Below are 18,818 nucleotides of genomic sequence, written 5' to 3'. Positions count from 1 at the left end.
GCCACTAGGCGTTTGCTCGCTCTACCACCCATGCATGCCTGGTCAGGCAAACAAACACCTGGTACGGCCGCCGAAACGCCGGGAAGTCTCACCCAGTGGACAGCGACGGGCCCAACGACGCCAGCGGCGCCGCCGCGCTGCGCTGTCCCCCTGATGCCGGCTCCGTACCCCGGACTCCTCCCGCTCCGCCAGGCATGCATGCGTGGTAGAGCGTGAGCACCCCAACTTGACGTGATCATTCGGAGGAGGGGCCGGGGCGGCTCGGACTCGGACTCGGAGCAAAAATCACCACAATTCGCAATGGTGACGACTTCCGCCGGACGGCAGGCTGCCTGAACCGGATCCGAAGGCGAGGAGTCTCCGTTGACCGCACGCAGAATCACGGCCGGCCTGCTCGGCGCGTTCACCGTGGTGGCGCTGCTGCCCGCGGCGACCGCCGCGACCGCCGCCGCCCAGCCCGCACCCGTACCAGCGGCCGCGCCGGACGACGAGCCGGGCGTGCTGGTCGCGACCGAGGGCGAGGGCACCGGGCTGTGGGTCGTCGAGCTCGAGGAGCCGTCGCTGGCGACGTACACCGGCGGGACCGCGGCGCTGCGGCCGACCAGCCCGCAGGTCACCGGCGCCGACCAGCTGGACGTCGAGGCGCCGGCCAGCCGCGCCTACCTCGCCCACCTGGACAATCGTCACGACGACCTGCGCACGGACATCGAGGACGAGCTCGGCCGCGACGTCGAGGTGGCGTTCGAGTACCGCAACGTGGTCAACGGCCTGGCTGTTCGGGTCGGCGACGACGAGGCGGAGCGGCTGACGGCGCTGCCGGGCGTCGCCGCCGTCTACCGCGACGTCGAGCGCGAGCCGCTCACCGACGTCAGCCACGAGCTCATCAACACCCCGAGCATCTGGGCCGGCGAGACCGGCGGCGAGGCCGGCACGCGCGGCGAGGGCGTGCTGGTCGGCGTCATCGACGGCGGCATCAACCCGGACCACCCGTCGTTCGCGGCCACCGGAGGCGACGGCTACACGCCGGCCAACCCGTTCGGCGCCGGAACCTACGTCGGCGTCTGCGCTCCGGACCACCCCGACCACGAGGACATCTGCAACGACAAGCTGGTCGGCGCCTGGAACCTGCACCCGGCCTCGCCGAGCGCCCAGGACGTCGACGGCCACGGCAGCCACACCGCCAGCACCGCGGCCGGCAACGTGCACGAGGCCGAGGTCACCGTCGGCAGCGGCACGTTCACCCGCACGGTGCAGGGCGTGGCGCCGCATGCCAACGTCATCTCGTACCTCGTCTGCGCGCCGTCGTGCCCCAGCACCAGCAGCGTCGCCGCCGTCGAGCAGGCCATCGCCGACGGCGTCGACGTGCTCAACTACTCCATCAGCGGCGCCGACGACCCGTGGAACGACGTCGTCGACCTCGCGTTCCTCGAAGCCTTCAACGCCGGCGTCTTCGTCGCGACGTCGGCCGGCAACGACGGTCCCGGCGAGAGCACCGTCGCGCACACCGGCCCGTGGAACGCCGCCGTCGCCGCGACCACCCACTACCGGGCGTTCGCCAACACCGTCGACGCCACCGGCCCGGCGCCGGTGCCGGACGGGCTCACCGGCCTGCCCGCCGTCCCGGGCAGCGGCCCGGCGCCGGCGGCGGACGTCGAGGCGGAGCTGCGCGACGCGGCGGTCGTCGCGCCCGGCAACGCTGACGGCTGCGTGCCGTTCGGCGCCGGGACGTTCGACGGCGCGCTCGCGCTGGTCGACCGCGGCGACTGCGACTTCTCCGTCAAGGTCGGCAACGCCGCCGAGGCGGGCGCCGTCGCCGTCCTCGTCGCGAACAACGTCGCCGGTCCGCCGACCGTCATGGGCGGGCTGGAGGACACCACGATCCCGGCGCTGATGATCGAGCAGCGTTCCGCCGCCGCGCTGCGCGCCGCCGGCGCCACGCTCACCGCCCGGGTCAACGCCACCACCGCGCTGCTGGAGAACCACGACTGGGAGGACCTGGTCGCCGGGTTCAGCTCCCGCGGGCCGAGCCGGCTGGACCTGCTCGCGCCGACGTTCGCCGCGCCGGGCGTCGACATCCTGGCCGCGGGGTCGGCCCGCGACGGCGACCCGGACCAGTACATCGTCAACAGCGGCACCTCGATGGCGTCGCCGCACGCCGCGGGCGCCGGAGCGCTGCTGACCGCGCTGCACCCGGACTGGTCGCCGGCCGAGATCCGCTCGGCGCTGGCCGCGACGGCCGACACCGGCATCCTCGAGGAGGACGGCGCCACGCCCGCCGACGCGCTCGACATCGGCTCCGGGCGCATCGACCTCGACGCCGCCGGGCGGGCCGGCCTGGTCATGGACGAGTCGTACGACGGCTTCCTGGCCGCCGACCCGGCCGCCGGCGGCGACCCGGCGGCGCTGAACCTGCCCTCGTTCGTCGACGGCACCTGCGTCGGCACGTGCACGTGGACGCGCACCGTCCGCAGCGTCGCCGACGCCCCGGCCACCTACACCGCCGCCACGACGGCGCCCGACGGCTTCACCGTCGCCGTCGAGCCGGCCACCTTCACCGTCGCTCCTGGCGCCACCCAGGACGTCACCGTCACCGTCACGGCCGACCTGGCCGCCGTCCCGCTGGGACAGCCGTCGTTCGCCGAGGTCCGGTTCACCACCGACGCCACCCACGCCGGCGGCCGGGCGATCGCTCCCGTGCACTACCCCGTCGTCGTGACGCCGAGCGAGGAGGTGCCGCCGTCACTGACCGTCACCCCCGGCAGCCTCACCGCGACCCAGCGGCCGGGTGAGACCGCGTCGCACACGCTGACACTGGACAACGCCGGCAACACCGGGCTCGAGTGGGAGCTGTACACGGACGAGGAGTTGCGCCGCCCGCGCGGCGCCACGACACCGGTCGGGACCGCGCCGGTCCCGCTGAGCGACGGCGCCGCCGGCCTGACCGGCTCGGGCGCCACCGGCGAGACCGTCGTCCCGTCGCGCGAGCCCGGCGGCGACCAGGTCGCCGAGACGCTCACCCACAGCACGTCGCAGGCCGTCGACCCCGGCAACGCGATCGCCTGCTCCGCCGACGACGGCGCGACGACCTCGGCGAACTCGTACCTGCGCACGTTCACGCTGGCCGACTTCGGCGTCGGCAGCGGGTTCGACGTCACCGAGGTCGAGTTCGGCATCGAGAGCCTGACCGTCGAGCAGGAGCTGACCGTCACCCTGTACACCCTGACCGACCCGGCCGCACCGCTGACCCGGTCCAACCTCGAGCCGGTCGGCAGCGCCGCCCAGACCCTGCAGCCGCAGCGTCAGACGCTGGCGACGGTGCCGGTCACCGGCTCCGTCCCGGCCGGGTCGACGCTGGTGGTCGAGGTGGCCGCGCCGGATCTCACCGGTGTGGGCGGCTTCTGGCCGGGCACCAACCGCGCCGGGCAGAGCGCGCCCACGTACCTGGCCGCCGAGGGCTGCGGCGTCACCGAGCCGGCCGACCTGGCCGCGCTCGGCTACCCGTGGATGCATCTGGTCATGAACGTCGTCGGCCGCACCGAGGCGCCGGCCTGCGCCGTGCCCGGCGAGCTGCCCTGGCTGGACGTCGAGCCGGCCGCGGGCACGGTGGGCCCGGACGCGACCGGCGCCATCGAGCTGACCGTCGACACCGCCGACGTCGCGCCGAGCACCCTGACCGGCCTGCTCTGCCTGCGCACCAACGATCCCGACGACGAGCTGACGACGGTCCCGCTCGCGGTCACCGTCGTCGGCGACAGCGGGCTCACCGGCACCGCCGAACAGACCCGGCTGACCACCGGCGGGCTGGCCGACGACCAGGCGGGCAACGCCGTCGCGATCGACGGCGACACCGCGGTGGTCGGCGCGTCGCAGGCCGACGTCGACGGGTTCGGCGCCTCCGGCGCGGCCTACGTCTACGTGCGGTCCGGCGACGGCTGGGAGCGGCAGGCCACGCTGCTGCCCGACGGCGAGCGCGACTGGGGCCTGGTGTTCGGCCGCTCGGTGGCGATCGACGGCGACACCATCGTCGTCGGCGCGACCGGCGCCTCGTTCGGCGACTCCCGGCCGGGCGCGGCCTACGTGTTCGTCCGCGACGGCGTCACCTGGACCCAGCAGGCCAAGCTGAGCACCAACGACGTCCGCTGGGGCGCGGAGCTCGGGCACTCGGTGGCCGTCGACGGCGACACGGTCGCCGTGAGCGCACCGGGCGAGCACATCGGCGATGCCAACGCCGCCGGCGTCGTCTACCTGTTCACCCGCGACGGCGCCGCCTGGACCATCGGACCGCGGCTGGCCGGGTCGGGCGTGTCGTCGTTCGGCAACTTCGGGTCGTCGGTGAGCCTCGACGGCGACACGCTGCTGGTCGGCGCGCCCAACTCGACCGCCCGCGGCTGGTTCCGGCAGGGCGCGGCCTACGTCTTCACCGACGACGGCGGCGCCTGGGCCGAACGGGCGACGCTGCTGCCGTCCGACCCCGGGCCCGAGCTGGCGTTCGGCACCTCCGTCGCGCTCGACGGCGGCACCGCGGTCGTCGGCGCGAGCGGCCCCGGCCTGGACTGGGTCCAGAGCCGCGGCGCTGTCTACGTCTACGAGGGCCGCGGCGCGGACTGGTCCGAGCAGGCCAAGCTGACCTCGTCCGGCACCCACGTGAACGACCGGTTCGGGTCGTCCGTCGACGTCGACAGCGGCACCGTCGTGGCCGGCGCGCCGTTCCAGGGCCGTACCGCCGGCGTCGACCTGGAGAAGGGCGCCGCGATCGTCTTCACCCGCGACGGCGACGGCTGGACGCAGCAGCGGGTCCTGCTCGGCGACGACACCGCCCAGGGCGACCACCTCGGCACCGCGGTCGCCGTGTCCGGCGACGACGTGCTGGCCGGCGCTCCGAACGCGCACGCCGGCGAGATCGCCGACCAGGGCACGGCGTACGTGTTCGTCCCCGGCGCCGACGCCCCGGCGCCGCCGTCGATCACCGTCACGCCGGGCGAGATCGCCGCGTCCACGGCGCCCGGCGAGAGCACGACGATGCCGCTCACCATCGGCAACGCCGGCGAGCGCGAACTGCGCTGGGCGGTCGACACCGCGACGACGATGTCCGGCCCGCTCCGCCCGGCCGGCACCACCACCGTCGTCGAGTCCGCACCGGCGGCCCCTGCCCCGCCGGCCGAGGCTCCCGACGCCTGGGTCCCGCTCGACACCGAGGCGGCCACGGACGACGCCGCGCCCCTGGAGGCCGACGCCGTCCGGCTCACCCACTCGGCCTCGCTGACCGTCGACGAGACGGCCATCGTGCCGGTGTGCTCGAGCACGCAGACCGGCACCACCCGCGAGAACCGCTTCCTGCGCACCTTCACGCTGGCCGACTTCGGCGTCGACGGCGCGTTCGACGTCGACGAGGTGACCTTCGGGCTGCAGCTGGTGGTGCCGTCGGCGGACCTGACGGTGAACCTCTACACGCTCGACGGGCCGTTCGAGTACGTCAACCTGACCCGGCTCGCCACCCGGACGGTCACCGTCGAGGACGGCGACGAGGGCCTGGTCACCGTGCCGGTCGACGCACGGGTGCCGGCCGGCGCCACGCTGGTGCTGGAGGTCGCGGCGCCGGACCTGCTGAACGTCGGCGCCGTCGTGCCGGGTGCGAACGGCGCCGGGCAGACCGGGCCGTCCTACATCTCTGCCGACGACTGCGGCGCCCCGAACCCGGTCACGATGGAGAGCATCGGCTTCCCCGACACCCACCTCGTCATGGCCGTCGACGGCACCCCGCTCGAGCCGATCCGGTGCGACCTCCCCGCCTGGCTGGCCACCGACCCGGCCGAGGGCACCGTGGCGCCCGGCGAGGAGGGCGCGGCCTCGGTCACGCTCGACGCGGCGGGCCTGGCGCCGGGCGAGTACGCCGCCCATCTGTGCCTGGCCAGCAACGACCCGGCCGCGCCGGTGACGGCGGTGCCGGTGAGCCTCACCGTCGAGGCGCCGGGCGAGCCGGAGCTCGAGGTCGAGACGTTCCTGCGGCGCGGCATCTGGTACAGCACGCTGACCTGGACCGGCATCGACGCCGAGCGGGTCGACGTCGAGAAGGACGGGCTGGTCGTCACCACCGTGGCGAACACCGGCACGCACGTCGACCAGATCGGGCGGCCGCGCATCGGCGACTCGTTCACCTACCGGGTCTGCGCGGCCGGGACGGACACCTGCTCCGCGCCGGTGACGGTGTTCCCGCGCGGCGAGATCCGCGGGCCGGACCGCCTTTGACCCGTTCGTCCAGGGCCCTTGGGCGTCGCGGAACAGCGGCGCAACACGGCTGGGGTAGGCTCCGGCCATTCCCGACCCGAGGGCCCTGGACGGCATGGCTGACACGAGCGACGCGCACCGGCTGGTCGCGCCCGCCCTCGTCGGCCGTGACCACGAGCTGAGCCGGGCCGTCGACGCCGTCACCGCCGCTCCCGCGCTGGTCGTCGTCGCCGGCGAGGCCGGCATCGGCAAGACCCGGCTGACCGGCGAGCTGACCGCCGCGGCGGCGCGGGCCGGACGCCGCGTGCTCGCCGGCCGCTGCCACTCGCTGCGCGAGCCGTTCCCCCTCGGGCCGGTCATCGAGGCGGTCCGCGGCCTCGGTGACCGGCTGGGCGAGCTGGACCTGTCCCCGGTCGCCGGCGCGCTGCGGCCGTTCCTGCCCGAGCTCGCGCACCTGCTGCCGCCGCCGGCCGAGCCGCTGGGCGACCGCGCGGCCGAGCGGCACCGGGCGTTCCGCGGCTTCGTCGACGTGATCGCCGCGGCCGGCCCGACGGTGCTGGTCCTCGAGGACCTGCACTGGGCCGAGGACCAGACCGGCGACTTCGTCGGCTACCTGCTCGCCGAGTCGCTGGCCGGCCTCACCGTCGTCGTGACCTACCGGCCGGAGTCCGTCGACCCGCGGATCCGGGCCCTCCCGGCCGGCCTTCCACCCGGGACGACGCTGACCGAGGTGTCGCTCGCTCCCCTCGACACCGCCGAGGTGGGCGCGCTGGCCGCCGCCATCCTCGGTGTCGACACGGTCTCCGACGAGTTCGCGTCCTACCTCCACGAACACACCTCCGGGCTGCCGTTCGCCGTCGAGGAGCTGGTCGCGCTGCTGCGGCAGCGGGGCACGCTGGTGCAGCGGCGCGGCGGGTGGGCGCGGCGGGCGCTGGACGAGCTCGACGTGCCGACGCGGATCCGCGACTCGGTGCTCGAGCGGGTCGCCCGGCTGGGCCCGCCGGCCGGGCACGTGGCCGCGGCGGCCGCCGTCCTCCAGGTGCCGGTGCCGCTGTCGCTGCTGGTCGCGACGGCGCCGCTGGAGCGGGCCGAGGCGTTGCTCGCGGTCGGCGAGGCACTGGAGTCCGGCGTGCTCACCGAGCACGGCGCCGCCGTCGGCTTCCGCCACCCGCTCGCCGCGCAGGCCGTCTACGAGGACCTGTCCAGCCCGCGGCGGCTGCTGCTGCACGACCGCGCGGCGACGGCGCTGGCGGCGGCCGCGCCCGCCCCGCCGGGCCAGCTGGCCCACCACCTGCGCCACGCCGGCCGGCTGGACGAGTGGGTCGACGCCGCCGAGCGGGCCGCGGAGCAGGCGTTCGAGCTGAGCAACGACGCCGAGGCCGTGCGGCTGCTCGAGGACGTGCTGCGGCAGGCGCCGGCGACACCGGAGCGGCGCGGCCGGCTGGCGGCGATGCTCGGCGAGGCCGCGGTCGAGGCGGGCCGCGCCCAGGAGGCGGCCGAGCTGCTGAGCGCCGTGCTCGACGAGGACCTGCCGGCGCCGCTCCGCGCCGAGCTGCGGTTCCGGCTCGGCGGGCTGCTGCACGACGCCGGCACCGACCTGCAGCGCGCCCACCAGCTGTTCGCCGACGCCGTCGACGACCTCGCCCACCGGCCCGATCTCCAGGCCTGGGCGATGATCGTGCTCGGCCTGCCGATGGCGGGCGGCGCCGACCCGGCCGAGCACCGCGCCTGGCTGCACCGCGCGGTCGGCGTCGTGCAGCAGATCCCCGACCCCGCCTTCCAGGTGTTCCTGCTCGGCAAGATCGCCATGGTGCAGCTGCCCACCGGCGACCCGTCCTGGCGGGCCACCGCGGACCGCGTCCTGGAACGGACCGGCGGCGAGCCGCGGCACCGGCGCGAGATCAACGCCTACTGGTCCATCGGCACCCAGGCCACCTATGCCGGCCACCACGCGCTGGCCGACCGGCTGCTCACCGCGGGGCTGGCAGCGACGGCCGGCGGCGACCGGGCCGAGCCGCGCATGGAGCGCAGCCTGCGCTCCGGGCAGGTGCTGCTGCGGTACTGCCAGGGGTCCTGGGACGGCCTGGCCGAGGACGCCGCCGTGCTGATGGACGAGCTGGCAGGCAACCCGCGCGCCCGCATCGACGGCGAGGCGGCCGCGGCGTGCCTGGCGCTGGCCCGCGGCGACCTGGACGCCGCGTCGGCGGCGCTGACCGCGGTGATCGAGCTGGCCGACGAGCTGAGCGGGTTCGACCTGCTGCCGATCCCGGTGGCGGCGCTGCTGCGGCTGGCCGTCGCGCGGGGCGAGGCCGACGCCGTCCTCGCCCGGGCCGACCGGCTGCTCGCCGCCGCCGAACCGAAAGGGGTTCTCGCCCCGACGGTGCGCGCGCTGCCCGCGGTCGCCGAGGTCCTGGTCGCCGCCGGGGACGTTCCCGGCGCGGACCGGGCGGTGCGGTCCTTCGCCGCCCGGCTGGACGGACTGGACGTGCCGCTGGCGCCGGCCGCGGTGGCGCACGCCGAGGGGTTCGTCCGGCTCGGCGCCGGTGACCTCTCCGGCGCGGCGGACCGGTTCGCGGCGGCGGCCGCGCACTACGCGCCGCTGCGGGCGCCGTACGAGGCCGCTCAGGCCGGCGAGCTCGCGGCCACCGCGCGGCTCATGTCGTCGCCGTCGTCGCCGTCGTCGCCGGACTCGGCGGATGCGGGCCCCGCCCTGCTCGCGGCGCTGGCCGCGTACCGCGAGCTCGGCGCCGAATGGGACGCCGGCCGCGCCACCGCGATCGCCCGCCGGCACGGGCTCTCCGTCCCGGCCCGGCACCGCGGCGGCCGGCGCGGGTACGGCTCGGAGCTGTCGCCGCGCGAGCGCGAGGTGGCGGAGCTGGCCGCCAAGGGCCGGTCGAACAAGGAGATCGCCGCCGAGCTCTACCTCTCGGTCAACACCGTCGCCCGCCACATCACCACGGCGATGCGCAAGCTCGGCGTGCGGTCCCGGGCGGCCATCGCGCACCAGCTCTAGCTCCGCTTGGTCCGCGCCCCTGTGGTGCTGGCTCGCTGTGATTGGGGGCTTGGACTTGACCCGCGCGCACGCGGTGCGTCACTAGGCGTTGGTTCGCTCTACCACCCATGCATGCCTGGTGAAGCGAACAGAAGCCTGGCAAAGGCCCCAGTGTCTGACCAGCCACGTTGGGTGGCACGGCCCGCCTCGGCGACGCGACGGGACATCGGCGCAGCGGGTGGCGGCGGCCAGTCGATCATGATCGCGGGTCCCCGCGGGAACTTGCCCGTTATCGGCCGGCCGCCCCTGAGCGCACGTCAACCACCGGCTCGGCGGCTCGAGGCCAGCCTCGCTGGCTGAATGAGTCCGACGGTTTGCATGGTCGGCAGCCGTGCGCACCGGGGATGGGGTGCCGGGCTGCACGCGACGGGGCCAACGACGCCAAGGCGTCGCCGCATCCCCCGGCCTTGGCAAGCCTGAACGTCGCTGCGGCGTCCCGTTCGTCCCGATCCACAGCATCGCCGGGCCGTGCCAAGGCGACACCGGCAGCCGGCCGTCACCAAAATTGACTGAATCTGGGCATAGCTGCCCCCGCGATCGCCGATCAGGCTGGACACCATGGAGGACAGCCCCGGCTCCCCGCTCGCTCCGCAGTGCCGTCGCGGTGCCGACGAGTCTCCCGGTGAGACCGATGGCCCCGCGGCGGCCGAGCCGAGCGCGGAGCCGGCCGCCGGCAGCGATCCTGACGACGACAACGGCTGGCTTCCGGTGTGAGAGTGGCGCCGGCTGACCCCTCCCGCCGGCGCCACGCCACGCCCTCCCCGCACCACGCGGGATTGTCGCGGAGCCTATGTTCCCGGTAACGTCGCGGCGGCGAGACGTACGATCAGACCGGCGTCGGCCGGCGTCCCGGCACCGTACCGCCGTCGTTGGCCGTGCAGAGCGTGGGAGGGAAGATGAGCGCCGGGAGCTCGGACGACAAGCCGAACCTGCGGTCCATCGCGTCGCTCGCCGGCGTCTCCCACATGACCGTCTCGCGCGTCCTCAACGACCACCCGAACATCCGGCCGGAGACGCGCGAGAAGGTGCTGCGCGTCGTCGAGGAGCTGAACTACCAGCGCAACAGCGCGGCCCGGGCGCTGGCCACGCGCAAGTCGCGGCGGATCGGCGTCATCGTGGACCGGCCGGTGGAGATCGGGCCGGACAGCACGCTGCGTGCCGTCGAGCACGCCGCGCGCGAGGCCGGCTACTCCGTCAGCTCGGTGGCCGCCTCCCCCGACGACGACGGCGTGCAGCCCCGCGAGGCGGTCGCCTACCTGACCGCCCACGGCATCGACGCGCTCTGCGTGATCGCGCCGCGAGCGTCGTCCGTGGACGTGCTGCGCGCGATCACCGACGGCATCCCCACGCTGATCGTCAAGGCCGACGACGACCCGAACTTCCTCACCGCGTCGGTCGACCAGCGCCTGGGCGCCACGCTCGCCGTCCAGCACCTGATCGACCTCGGGCACCGCGAGATCGTGCACGTCGCGGGCCCGCTGGACTGGCTGGACGCGCGGGCCCGCGAGCGCGGCTGGCACGCGCACCTGAAGAAGGCCGGCCTGCACATCCCGCCGGCCTTCGTCGGCGACTGGTCGGCGGACTCGGGCTACGAGTTCGCGGTCGCCTTCGACGAGCTGCCGCCGTTCACCGCGATCTTCGCCGCGAACGACCAGATGGCGCTGGGCATCCTGCACGGCTTCCGCGACCGCGGCATCCGCGTGCCCGAGGACGTCAGCGTCGTCGGCTTCGACGACCTCCCGGTGTCGCGGCACTTCCTGCCCACGCTCACGACCGTCCGCCAGGACTTCCACGCGCTCGGCACGCTGGCCGTCGAGATCCTCGTCGCCGTGCTCGAGGGCGACGACCCGGGAAAACGCTCGCGGATTGCACCGGAGCTGATCGTGCGGGAGTCGACCGCGAGGCCTCGAAGTATGTGATTCCGGACAGTACAATTTTACTCTTGCATGGGTGCTCTTGTTCCCGGTAACATCTCCGCCGTTCTCCCGATATGTCCATGTCGGCACAACCCGTGAGCCATGCCGGAGACACGGGGTCTCAAGGAGGAGATCAATGCGCACCACCCCACGAGTCACCCGGACCCTCGCGGTCGTCGGAGCACTCACCCTCGGTCTGGCCGCGTGCGGCGGAGACGACGACAGCAGCGCCGGCGGCAGCGGCGACGAGACGATCACCGTCGGCTTCGTCGCGGTCGGCCCGGAGGGCGGCTGGCGGCAGGCGAACGAGGCGAACGTCCAGGACACGTTCACCGAGGAGGCAGGCTTCGACCTGCGCTACGCCCCGGCCACCAACCTGGACCAGCGCTCCCAGATCGACGCGTTCACCTCGTTCGTGGACGAGGGCGTCGACGTCATCCTGCTCTCGGCGACGGAGGGCGCCGGCTGGGAGGACTCGCTGCGCCGTGCCCAGGAGGCCGAGATCCCGGTCATCCTCATCGACCGCGGCATCGAGCCCGACGACACCGACCTCTACGTCACCCGGATCGCGCCTGACAACTTCGAGGTCAGCACCGCGGTCGCCGAGTGGGCGGTGTCGGAGTTCCCCGACGGCGCCAACTACTTCGTGCTGGAGGGCCCGGCCGGCGTCTCCGTCGTCAACGAGCGCAACCGCGGCTGGGACGACACCGTCGGCGCCGTCCCCGGCCTGGTGAAGACCGGCGCGCAGACCGCCAACTGGTCCACCGAGGAGGCCAAGAGCGTCTTCGAGACCGTGCTGCGGGCGAACAACAACGACATCCAGCTGGTGTTCGCGCAGAACGACGAGATGGGTCTGGGCGCCGCGATCGCCGTCGAGGAGGCCGGGCTGACCCCGGGCGTCGACGTCAAGATCGCCACCATCGACGGCACCCGCCCGGCGCTGGAGGCGCTCGCCGAGGGCCGGCTGAGCTTCGTCGCCGAGTACAACCCGCTGTTCGGCGAGACGGCGCTCGAGGTCGTCAACCAGGTGCTGGCCGGCGAGGAGGTCGAGCCGTACATCGTCGTGCCGAGCGAGGTGTTCGACTCGCCGGAGGCGGCGACCGAGGCCCTGCCCACCCGTCAGTACTGAGCCGTAGGGATCCGTCATGACCGGAGCGCCACCGATCGTCGAGATGAAGGACATCTCGATCTCGTTCCCCGGGGTCAAGGCCCTCGACGCGGTCGACTTCCGGCTGTTCCCCGGTGAGGTCCACACCCTCATGGGCGAGAACGGGGCCGGCAAGTCGACCATCATCAAGGCGCTCACCGGGGTCTACAAGATCGACGAGGGGGAGATCCTGGTCGCCGGCGAGCAGCGCCGCTTCGGCGGCACCGCCGACGCGCAGGCGGCCGGGATCGCCACCGTGTACCAAGAGGTCAACCTCTGCGCGAACCTCTCGATCGGCGAGAACGTGATGCTCGGCCACGAGGTCCGCGGTCCCCTGGGCATCAACTGGAAGGCGACCCACCGCGCGGCGGCCGAGGTGCTCTCGATGCTCGGTCTGGAGCACCTCGACCTGCGCCGCCCGCTCGGCACACTGTCGCTGGCGGTGCAGCAACTGGTCGCGATCAGCCGGGCGATGGTGACCAAGCCGAAGGTGCTGATCCTCGACGAGCCGACGTCCAGCCTGGACGCGACCGAGGTGGCGCACCTGTTCACCATCATGCGGCGGCTGCGCGACCAGGGCGTGGCGATCCTGTTCGTCACGCACTTCCTCGACCAGGTCTACCTGATCAGCGACCGCGTGACGGTGCTGCGCAACGGCGCCCTGGTCGGCGAGTACCCGATCCGGGAGCTGGACCGCACGACGCTGATCTCGAAGATGATCGGCAAGGACTTCGCGACGCTGCGCTCACTGGGCAGCGAGCGGCAGTCGCACCACTACGAGCCGCGTGGCGAGCCGCTGCTGCGCGCAGAGGACCTCGGCCGCAAGGGCTCGTCCGAGCCGACCGACGTCGAGCTGCACCGCGGCGAGGTGCTCGGGCTGGCCGGGCTGCTCGGGTCCGGCCGGACCGAGCTGGCCCGGCTGCTCTACGGCGCGGACCGGCCGGACAGCGGCACCATCTGGCTGCGCGGCAAGAAGACCGACATCCACTCGCCGACCGCCGCGCTGAACCAGCACATCGCCTTCTCCAGCGAGAACCGGCGCGACGAGGGCATCATCCGCGATCTCACCGTCCGGGAGAACCTGGTCCTCGCCGTGCAGGCCAAGCGCGGCTGGTTCCGGCCGCTGTCGCGCAAGGAGCAGGACACGCTGGTCCGCAAGTACCTCACCGAGCTGAACGTGCGGCCGGCCGACCCGGAGCGGCCGATGAAGTACCTCTCCGGCGGCAACCAGCAGAAGGTGCTGCTGGGCCGGTGGCTGGCCACCGAGCCGGACCTGCTCATCCTCGACGAGCCCACCCGCGGCATCGACGTCGGCGCTAAGGCGGAGATCCAGGCCGCCGTCGCGGCGCTGGCCGCCAAGGGCGTGGCCGTCGTCTTCATCTCCTCCGAGCTGGAGGAGGTGGTCCGGCTCAGCGACCGGATCATCGTGATGAAGGACCACCGCAAGCTCGCCGAGCTGGAGAACGGCCCGCACGTGACGGCGGAGACGATCGTCGCCGTCATCGCGGACGAGGGCGACGACGAGGAAGGTGAGCCGGAATGACCGATCTGGCCTCGCGGCTGGCCGCCCGGCGCGGGACGATCGTGCGCAACCAGGCGTTCTGGGGCGTCGTCGCGATCGTCCTGCTGCTGGCGATCAACGTCGTCTCCGACCCGTCGTACCTGTCCATCGGCTACAACGACGAGACCGGGCGGCTGTCGGGCAACCTCATCGACATCCTGCGCGCGGCCGCGCCCATCCTGATGATCGCCGTCGGCATGTGCCTGGTGGTCGCGACCGGCGGCATCGACCTCTCCGTCGGCTCGATCATGGTGGTCGCCGGCGCGGTGTCGATGGAGCTGCTGCACGGGATGGACGGCACCGCCGGCGACGCGGCATTGACGCTGGCCATCGCGCTCGGCATCGCGACCGCGCTGGGCGCGGTCAACGGGATCCTCGTCTCCGTCGTCGGGCTGCAGCCGTTCATCAGCACGCTGGTGATGATGCTGGCCGGCCGCGGCATCGCGAAGGTCATCACCGGCGGGCAGAACACCACCGCCGACAACGACTCCTTCGCCTGGCTGGCCAACGGCTACGTCCTCGGCCTGCCTGTGGTGTTCCTGCTGGCCATCGCGATCGTCGTGCTGGTGGCGCTGCTGGTGCGGCGCAGCGCGCTCGGGCTCATGCTCGAGGCCATCGGCATGGACTCGCGGGCCAGCCGGCTGGCCGGCGTGAACCGGCGCGGCCTGCAGCTGACGGTGTACTCGGTGAGCGGGCTGCTGGCCGGCATCGCCGGCGTGTTCGCGACCGCCAGCGTCATGACGGTGGACGTGTCGCGCACCGGCTACCTGCTGGAGCTGGACGCGATCCTCGCCGTCGTCATCGGCGGGACGTCGTTGGCCGGCGGCAAGTTCTCCATCGGCGGCGCCGTCATCGGCGGGCTGCTGATCGCCACGCTGGACAAGACCGTCGTGTTCCTGGGCATCCCGGCCTCGGCGACGCCCGCGTTCAAGGCCGTCGTGATCGTCGTGCTCAGCCTGCTGCAGTCCGAGCGCGTCCGGTCCCTGTTCCGGCATCGCCGTGCCCTTCGGGCGCAGTCGCAGAAGGAGGCCGTCGCCGCATGACCGTCACGACTCGACCGCCGACCGGGTCCGCGCCCGGCCCCGCGCCGTCGCGACCCACGCTGGCCGACCGGCTCGGCGCGCGGCTGACCGCGCTGCCGACAGTGGCGGCGCTGCTCATCTTCGTCGGGATGATCATCTACGGCGAGGCCTCGTATGGCCGCATCGTGCAGTTCAACACGCTGTCGAACCTGCTGGTCAACAACTCGCACCTGATCATCCTCGCGGTCGGGCTGACGTTCGTGATCCTCACCGGCGGCATCGACCTGTCCGTCGGCGCCGTCATCGCGTTCAGCAGCGTCGCCGGGGTGATGCTGGCCAATGCGGGGTGGCCGCCGGCGCTCGCGGTGCTGATGATGGTGCTGATCGGCTCGGTGCTGGGGCTGGTCTCCGGCGTGCTGATCCAGTACTTCGGGGTGCAGCCGTTCATCGCGACGCTGGCGACGATGTTCCTGGCGCGCGGGCTGGCGTCGATGCTGAGCACCGTCCCGGAGCGGCTCGAGGACGACTCCGCGATCCGCGACCTGGCCGCCCAGCTGAAGATCGTCGACGGCGACAAGGTGAACGACCTGGTGATCACGCCCGGCGTGATCGCGGCCGTCGTGATCGTCATCGCCGCCGTCGTCGTGCTGCACCGGACCCGGTTCGGCCGCACGGTCTACGCGATCGGCGGGTCCGAGCAGTCGGCGACGCTGATGGGCCTGCCGGTGTCGGCCACCAAGCTCGGCATCTACGTCGTCAGCGGCACGCTCGCCGGCGTCGCGGCCGTCGTGTACACGTCCCGGCTCGGCAGCGCGCAGAACATCACCGGCATCGGCTGGGAGCTCGACGCGATCGCCGCGGTCGTCATCGGCGGCACGCTGCTCACCGGCGGCTCCGGCTTCGTGCTCGGCTCGGTGGTGGGCGCGCTGGTGCTCGGCCTGATGAACGTCCTCATCACCCGCGACGGCGGCATCCGGCCGGAGATGACGACGATCATCACCGGCGGCATCCTGCTCGTCTTCGTCATCCTGCAGCGCGTCATCGCCGCCCGGCGCCGGTCCGAAACGGGGTGACGCGGACTGGAGCGACCGCGGCTGCCGGCTGATCCCGCGAAACCGGCGGACACCTTGCAAGCGGGCGGATGCGGCCGGGACCAGGCCCGGCATCGGCCGGCGTCGCGCGCATCCGCCGCATTCGCGGGCATCAGCCGGTGTCCTCACCCGCCACGGGAACGGTGCGACGTCGCGGCCATCGGTGCGTGATCGCTGTGGGTCTGACGACACCAACGCCAGCCACTCTGAGCGGCGGCCGCACATGGTGCGCCCGTTCAACACAGTGCTCTCTACAGCTCATGGGTGCGGTATGCCGCGTCCTACGTAACCCTGCAGTTCACCGCCGCTCTAGATTTTCGATCCGTGCCCGCCTTTGACCCGGACCCGGACCTCCCCGGCTACTCGTACGTCCGGTTCGCCGACTTCCTGGCCGGCGAGATCGCGTCCGGCCGGATCCCCGTGGGCGGCAAGCTGCCGGGCGAGATCGAGCTGGCGCGGACGCACAAGGTGGCGCTCGGCACGGTCCGGCGCGCGATGGTGGTGCTGCGCGAGCGCGGGCTGGTCGCGACGTATCCGAGCAAGGGCAGCTTCGTCACCGGCCGGGGCGCCGAGTCGTAGCCATGACGGCCGGCCGTCCGCCGCAGTCGCCGCCCGGCGACGGCGTGGACCGGGCCGGCCTGCTGGACGCGTTCGGGCGCACGGTCCGGGCCGCCCGGGAGCGCCGCGGCCTCAGCCAGGAGGACCTCGCGGACCTGGCCGGCCTGCACCGCACGTACGTCGGCGCGGTGGAGCGGGGTGAGCGCAACGTGACGCTGACGACGGTCGCCCGGCTGGCGCTCGCCCTCGACGTCGCCGCGCCCGAGCTGTTGCCCCCGCCGGGCCCGGCGGGGGCAATACGCCCGATCTGATTGTGCGACCACCCGCCCACCAGGCACTATGTGGTTCGTGAAGGCCACGCGTTGGCGGGGTGGGTGCGTAGCGTTCGTCCTGGGCGCAGCCGCGTCGCTCCTCGCCGCCGGTCCGGCATCGGCCGAGCCGCCGTTGAACGTGCCAGGAATGATCACCGACCGGGCCGGCGCGCTCTCCGGCGACGACGACCAGCGCATCCAGGCGGCCTTCGACCGGCTGACCGACGAGTCGGGGCTGCAGATGTTCGTCGTCTACGTCGACAGCTTCGACGGGGCGGACGGCCAGACCTGGGCGAACGACACGGCGACCGCCTCCGGTCTCGGCACCGACGACATCCTGCTGGCGGTCGCCGTCGAGGACCGCTCGTTCGGCATCTCGGTCACCGACGAGCTCGACCTCACCGACGACCAGCTCGACGACGTCCGGCAGGACGACATCCGGCCGCGGCTGAGCGACGAGGACTGGGCCGGCGCCGCGATCGCCGGCGCCGACGGCTACCGCGAGGCCGCGACCGGCGAGGACTCCGGCGGCTCCGCCACGCCCTGGGTGGTCGGCGGCCTGGCCGTCGCCGGCGTGGGCGCCGCCGGCTGGTACGTGCTGCGCCGGCGGCGACAGGCCGCCGCCACGGCCGGAACCGGGCAGCCTGGGGACGAGCTGGCCGGGCTGTCGCTGGACGAGCTGGACAAGCGGGCCAGCTCGGCGCTGGTCGAGATCGACGACGCGCTGAAGACGTCGGAGCAGGAGCTCGGGTTCGCCCAGGCGCAGTTCGGCATGGAGGCGACCACCGAGTTCAGCGAGCTGCTGGCGACGGCGAAGACGCGGGTCGGCGAGGCGTTCACGCTGCGGCAGCGGCTGGACGACTCCGAGCCGGAGACCGAGCCGCAGGCCCGGGCGATGACGACGCAGATCATCGTCATCTGCCGCGAGGTCAGCGACGACCTCGACGCCCAGGCCGAGGCGTTCGACAAGCTGCGCGACCTGCACGCCCGTGCGCCCCAGGTGCTGGACGAGACCGGGCAGCGCGCCGACGAGGTCGAGCAGCGGCTGCCGGCGGCGAAGACCCAGCTGGAGCAGCTCGCGCTCAGCTATCCCCCAGCGGCACTGGCCTCGGTCAGCGGCAACCCCGACCAGGCCGGCCGGCTGCTGACGGCGGCCCGCGAGGCCGTCGCGGCCGGCAAACGGTCGCTGGAGACGGACGACCGAACGGCCGCCGTCGCCCAGGCCAGGGCCGCCGAGGACGCCGTCGCACAGGCGGCCACGCTGCTCGACGCCGTCGACGGCGCCAAGGAGGAGCTGGAGACGGCCGGCCGGCGGATCGGCGCGGCGATCGAGTCGGTGTCGCAGGACATCGCCGACGCCGCCAGGCTGGCGCCGTCCGACCCGGCCATCACCGCCGCCAGCGCCACGGCGCAGCAGGCCGTCGCCACCGGCCAGGCCGCCGTGCAGAGCGGCGACCCGCTGGCCGCGCTGCGGCAGCTGGCCGAGGCGGAGACGAAGCTGGACGACCTGCTCGTGCCGGTGCGCGCGGCGGCCGCGGAGGCCGAGCGGGCGCGTACCGCGCTGGCCGAGACGGTCGGCCGGGTGACGTCGCAGGTCAAGGCCGTCAACGACTTCATCGAGACGCGGCGCGGGGCGGTCGGCACCGAGGCACGGACCCGGCTGTCCGAGGCGGCGCGCTATCTGGCGCAGGGCCAGTCGCTCGCGGCGTCGGACCCGGCGGCCGCGCTCGAGGCCGTCGGCCGGGCCGACGAGCTGTCCCGGCAGGCGCAGCAGCTGGCCGAGCAGGACGTCGGCCAGTGGGAGCGGCAGCAGAGCGCCGCCCGCGGCGGCGGCACCGACCTCACGTCGATGATCCTCGGCGGCATCCTCATCAACTCGATGGGCCGCGGCGGCGGGATGTTCGGCGGCGGGGGCGGCGGTTTCGGCGGCGGACG

10 protein-coding genes are annotated in these 18,818 nt (G+C 73.7%); all 10 read left to right on the top strand.

Annotated elements, in window-relative coordinates:
* Positions 1-363: 363 nt before the first annotated feature.
* Positions 364-6,246, top strand: a complete 5,883-nt coding sequence (locus C1I92_RS22425; protein ID WP_111256882.1) for a S8 family serine peptidase — start codon at positions 364-366, stop codon at positions 6,244-6,246.
* Between the two features lie 94 nt (positions 6,247-6,340).
* Positions 6,341-9,238, top strand: a complete 2,898-nt coding sequence (locus C1I92_RS22420; RefSeq protein WP_111256881.1) for a helix-turn-helix transcriptional regulator — start codon at positions 6,341-6,343, stop codon at positions 9,236-9,238.
* Positions 9,239-10,173: 935 nt separating this feature from the next.
* Positions 10,174-11,196: a LacI family DNA-binding transcriptional regulator gene (locus C1I92_RS22415; RefSeq protein ID WP_111256880.1), complete on the top strand. Its 1,023-nt coding sequence runs from the start codon at positions 10,174-10,176 to the stop codon at positions 11,194-11,196.
* Positions 11,197-11,329: 133 nt separating this feature from the next.
* The gene (locus C1I92_RS22410) at positions 11,330-12,322 is read left to right on the top strand and encodes an ABC transporter substrate-binding protein (RefSeq protein ID WP_111256879.1); all 993 of its coding nucleotides are present in this window, start codon (positions 11,330-11,332) and stop codon (positions 12,320-12,322) included.
* Between the two features lie 16 nt (positions 12,323-12,338).
* On the top strand, positions 12,339-13,883 hold the full coding sequence (locus C1I92_RS22405) for a sugar ABC transporter ATP-binding protein (protein ID WP_111256878.1): 1,545 nt from the start codon (positions 12,339-12,341) through the stop codon (positions 13,881-13,883).
* Positions 13,880-14,944 carry an ABC transporter permease gene (locus C1I92_RS22400; RefSeq protein ID WP_111256877.1) on the top strand — a complete coding sequence of 355 codons (1,065 nt, stop codon included), beginning with the start codon at positions 13,880-13,882 and terminating at the stop codon, positions 14,942-14,944. Before C1I92_RS22405 ends, C1I92_RS22400 begins: the two co-directional genes overlap by 4 nt.
* Positions 14,941-15,996, top strand: a complete 1,056-nt coding sequence (locus tag C1I92_RS22395; RefSeq protein ID WP_111256876.1) for an ABC transporter permease — start codon at positions 14,941-14,943, stop codon at positions 15,994-15,996. Before C1I92_RS22400 ends, C1I92_RS22395 begins: the two co-directional genes overlap by 4 nt.
* 342 nt (positions 15,997-16,338) lie before the next feature.
* Positions 16,339-16,593, top strand: coding sequence for a GntR family transcriptional regulator (locus tag C1I92_RS22390; RefSeq protein ID WP_111256875.1), 255 nt, complete (start codon positions 16,339-16,341; stop codon positions 16,591-16,593).
* 2 nt (positions 16,594-16,595) lie between these two features.
* Positions 16,596-16,883, top strand: a complete 288-nt coding sequence (locus tag C1I92_RS22385; protein WP_111256874.1) for a helix-turn-helix domain-containing protein — start codon at positions 16,596-16,598, stop codon at positions 16,881-16,883.
* A gap of 148 nt (positions 16,884-17,031) precedes the next feature.
* Positions 17,032-18,818, top strand: a 1,787-nt coding sequence (locus C1I92_RS22380; RefSeq protein ID WP_111256873.1) for a TPM domain-containing protein, incomplete at its 3' end; no start/stop codon positions are given.

This window comes from Jiangella anatolica (assembly GCF_003236295.1).
Classification (GTDB): Bacteria; Actinomycetota; Actinomycetes; order Jiangellales; family Jiangellaceae; genus Jiangella; species Jiangella anatolica.
Note: the sequence above shows the minus strand (reverse complement) of the source record. Positions and strands in the feature narration are given on the sequence as shown.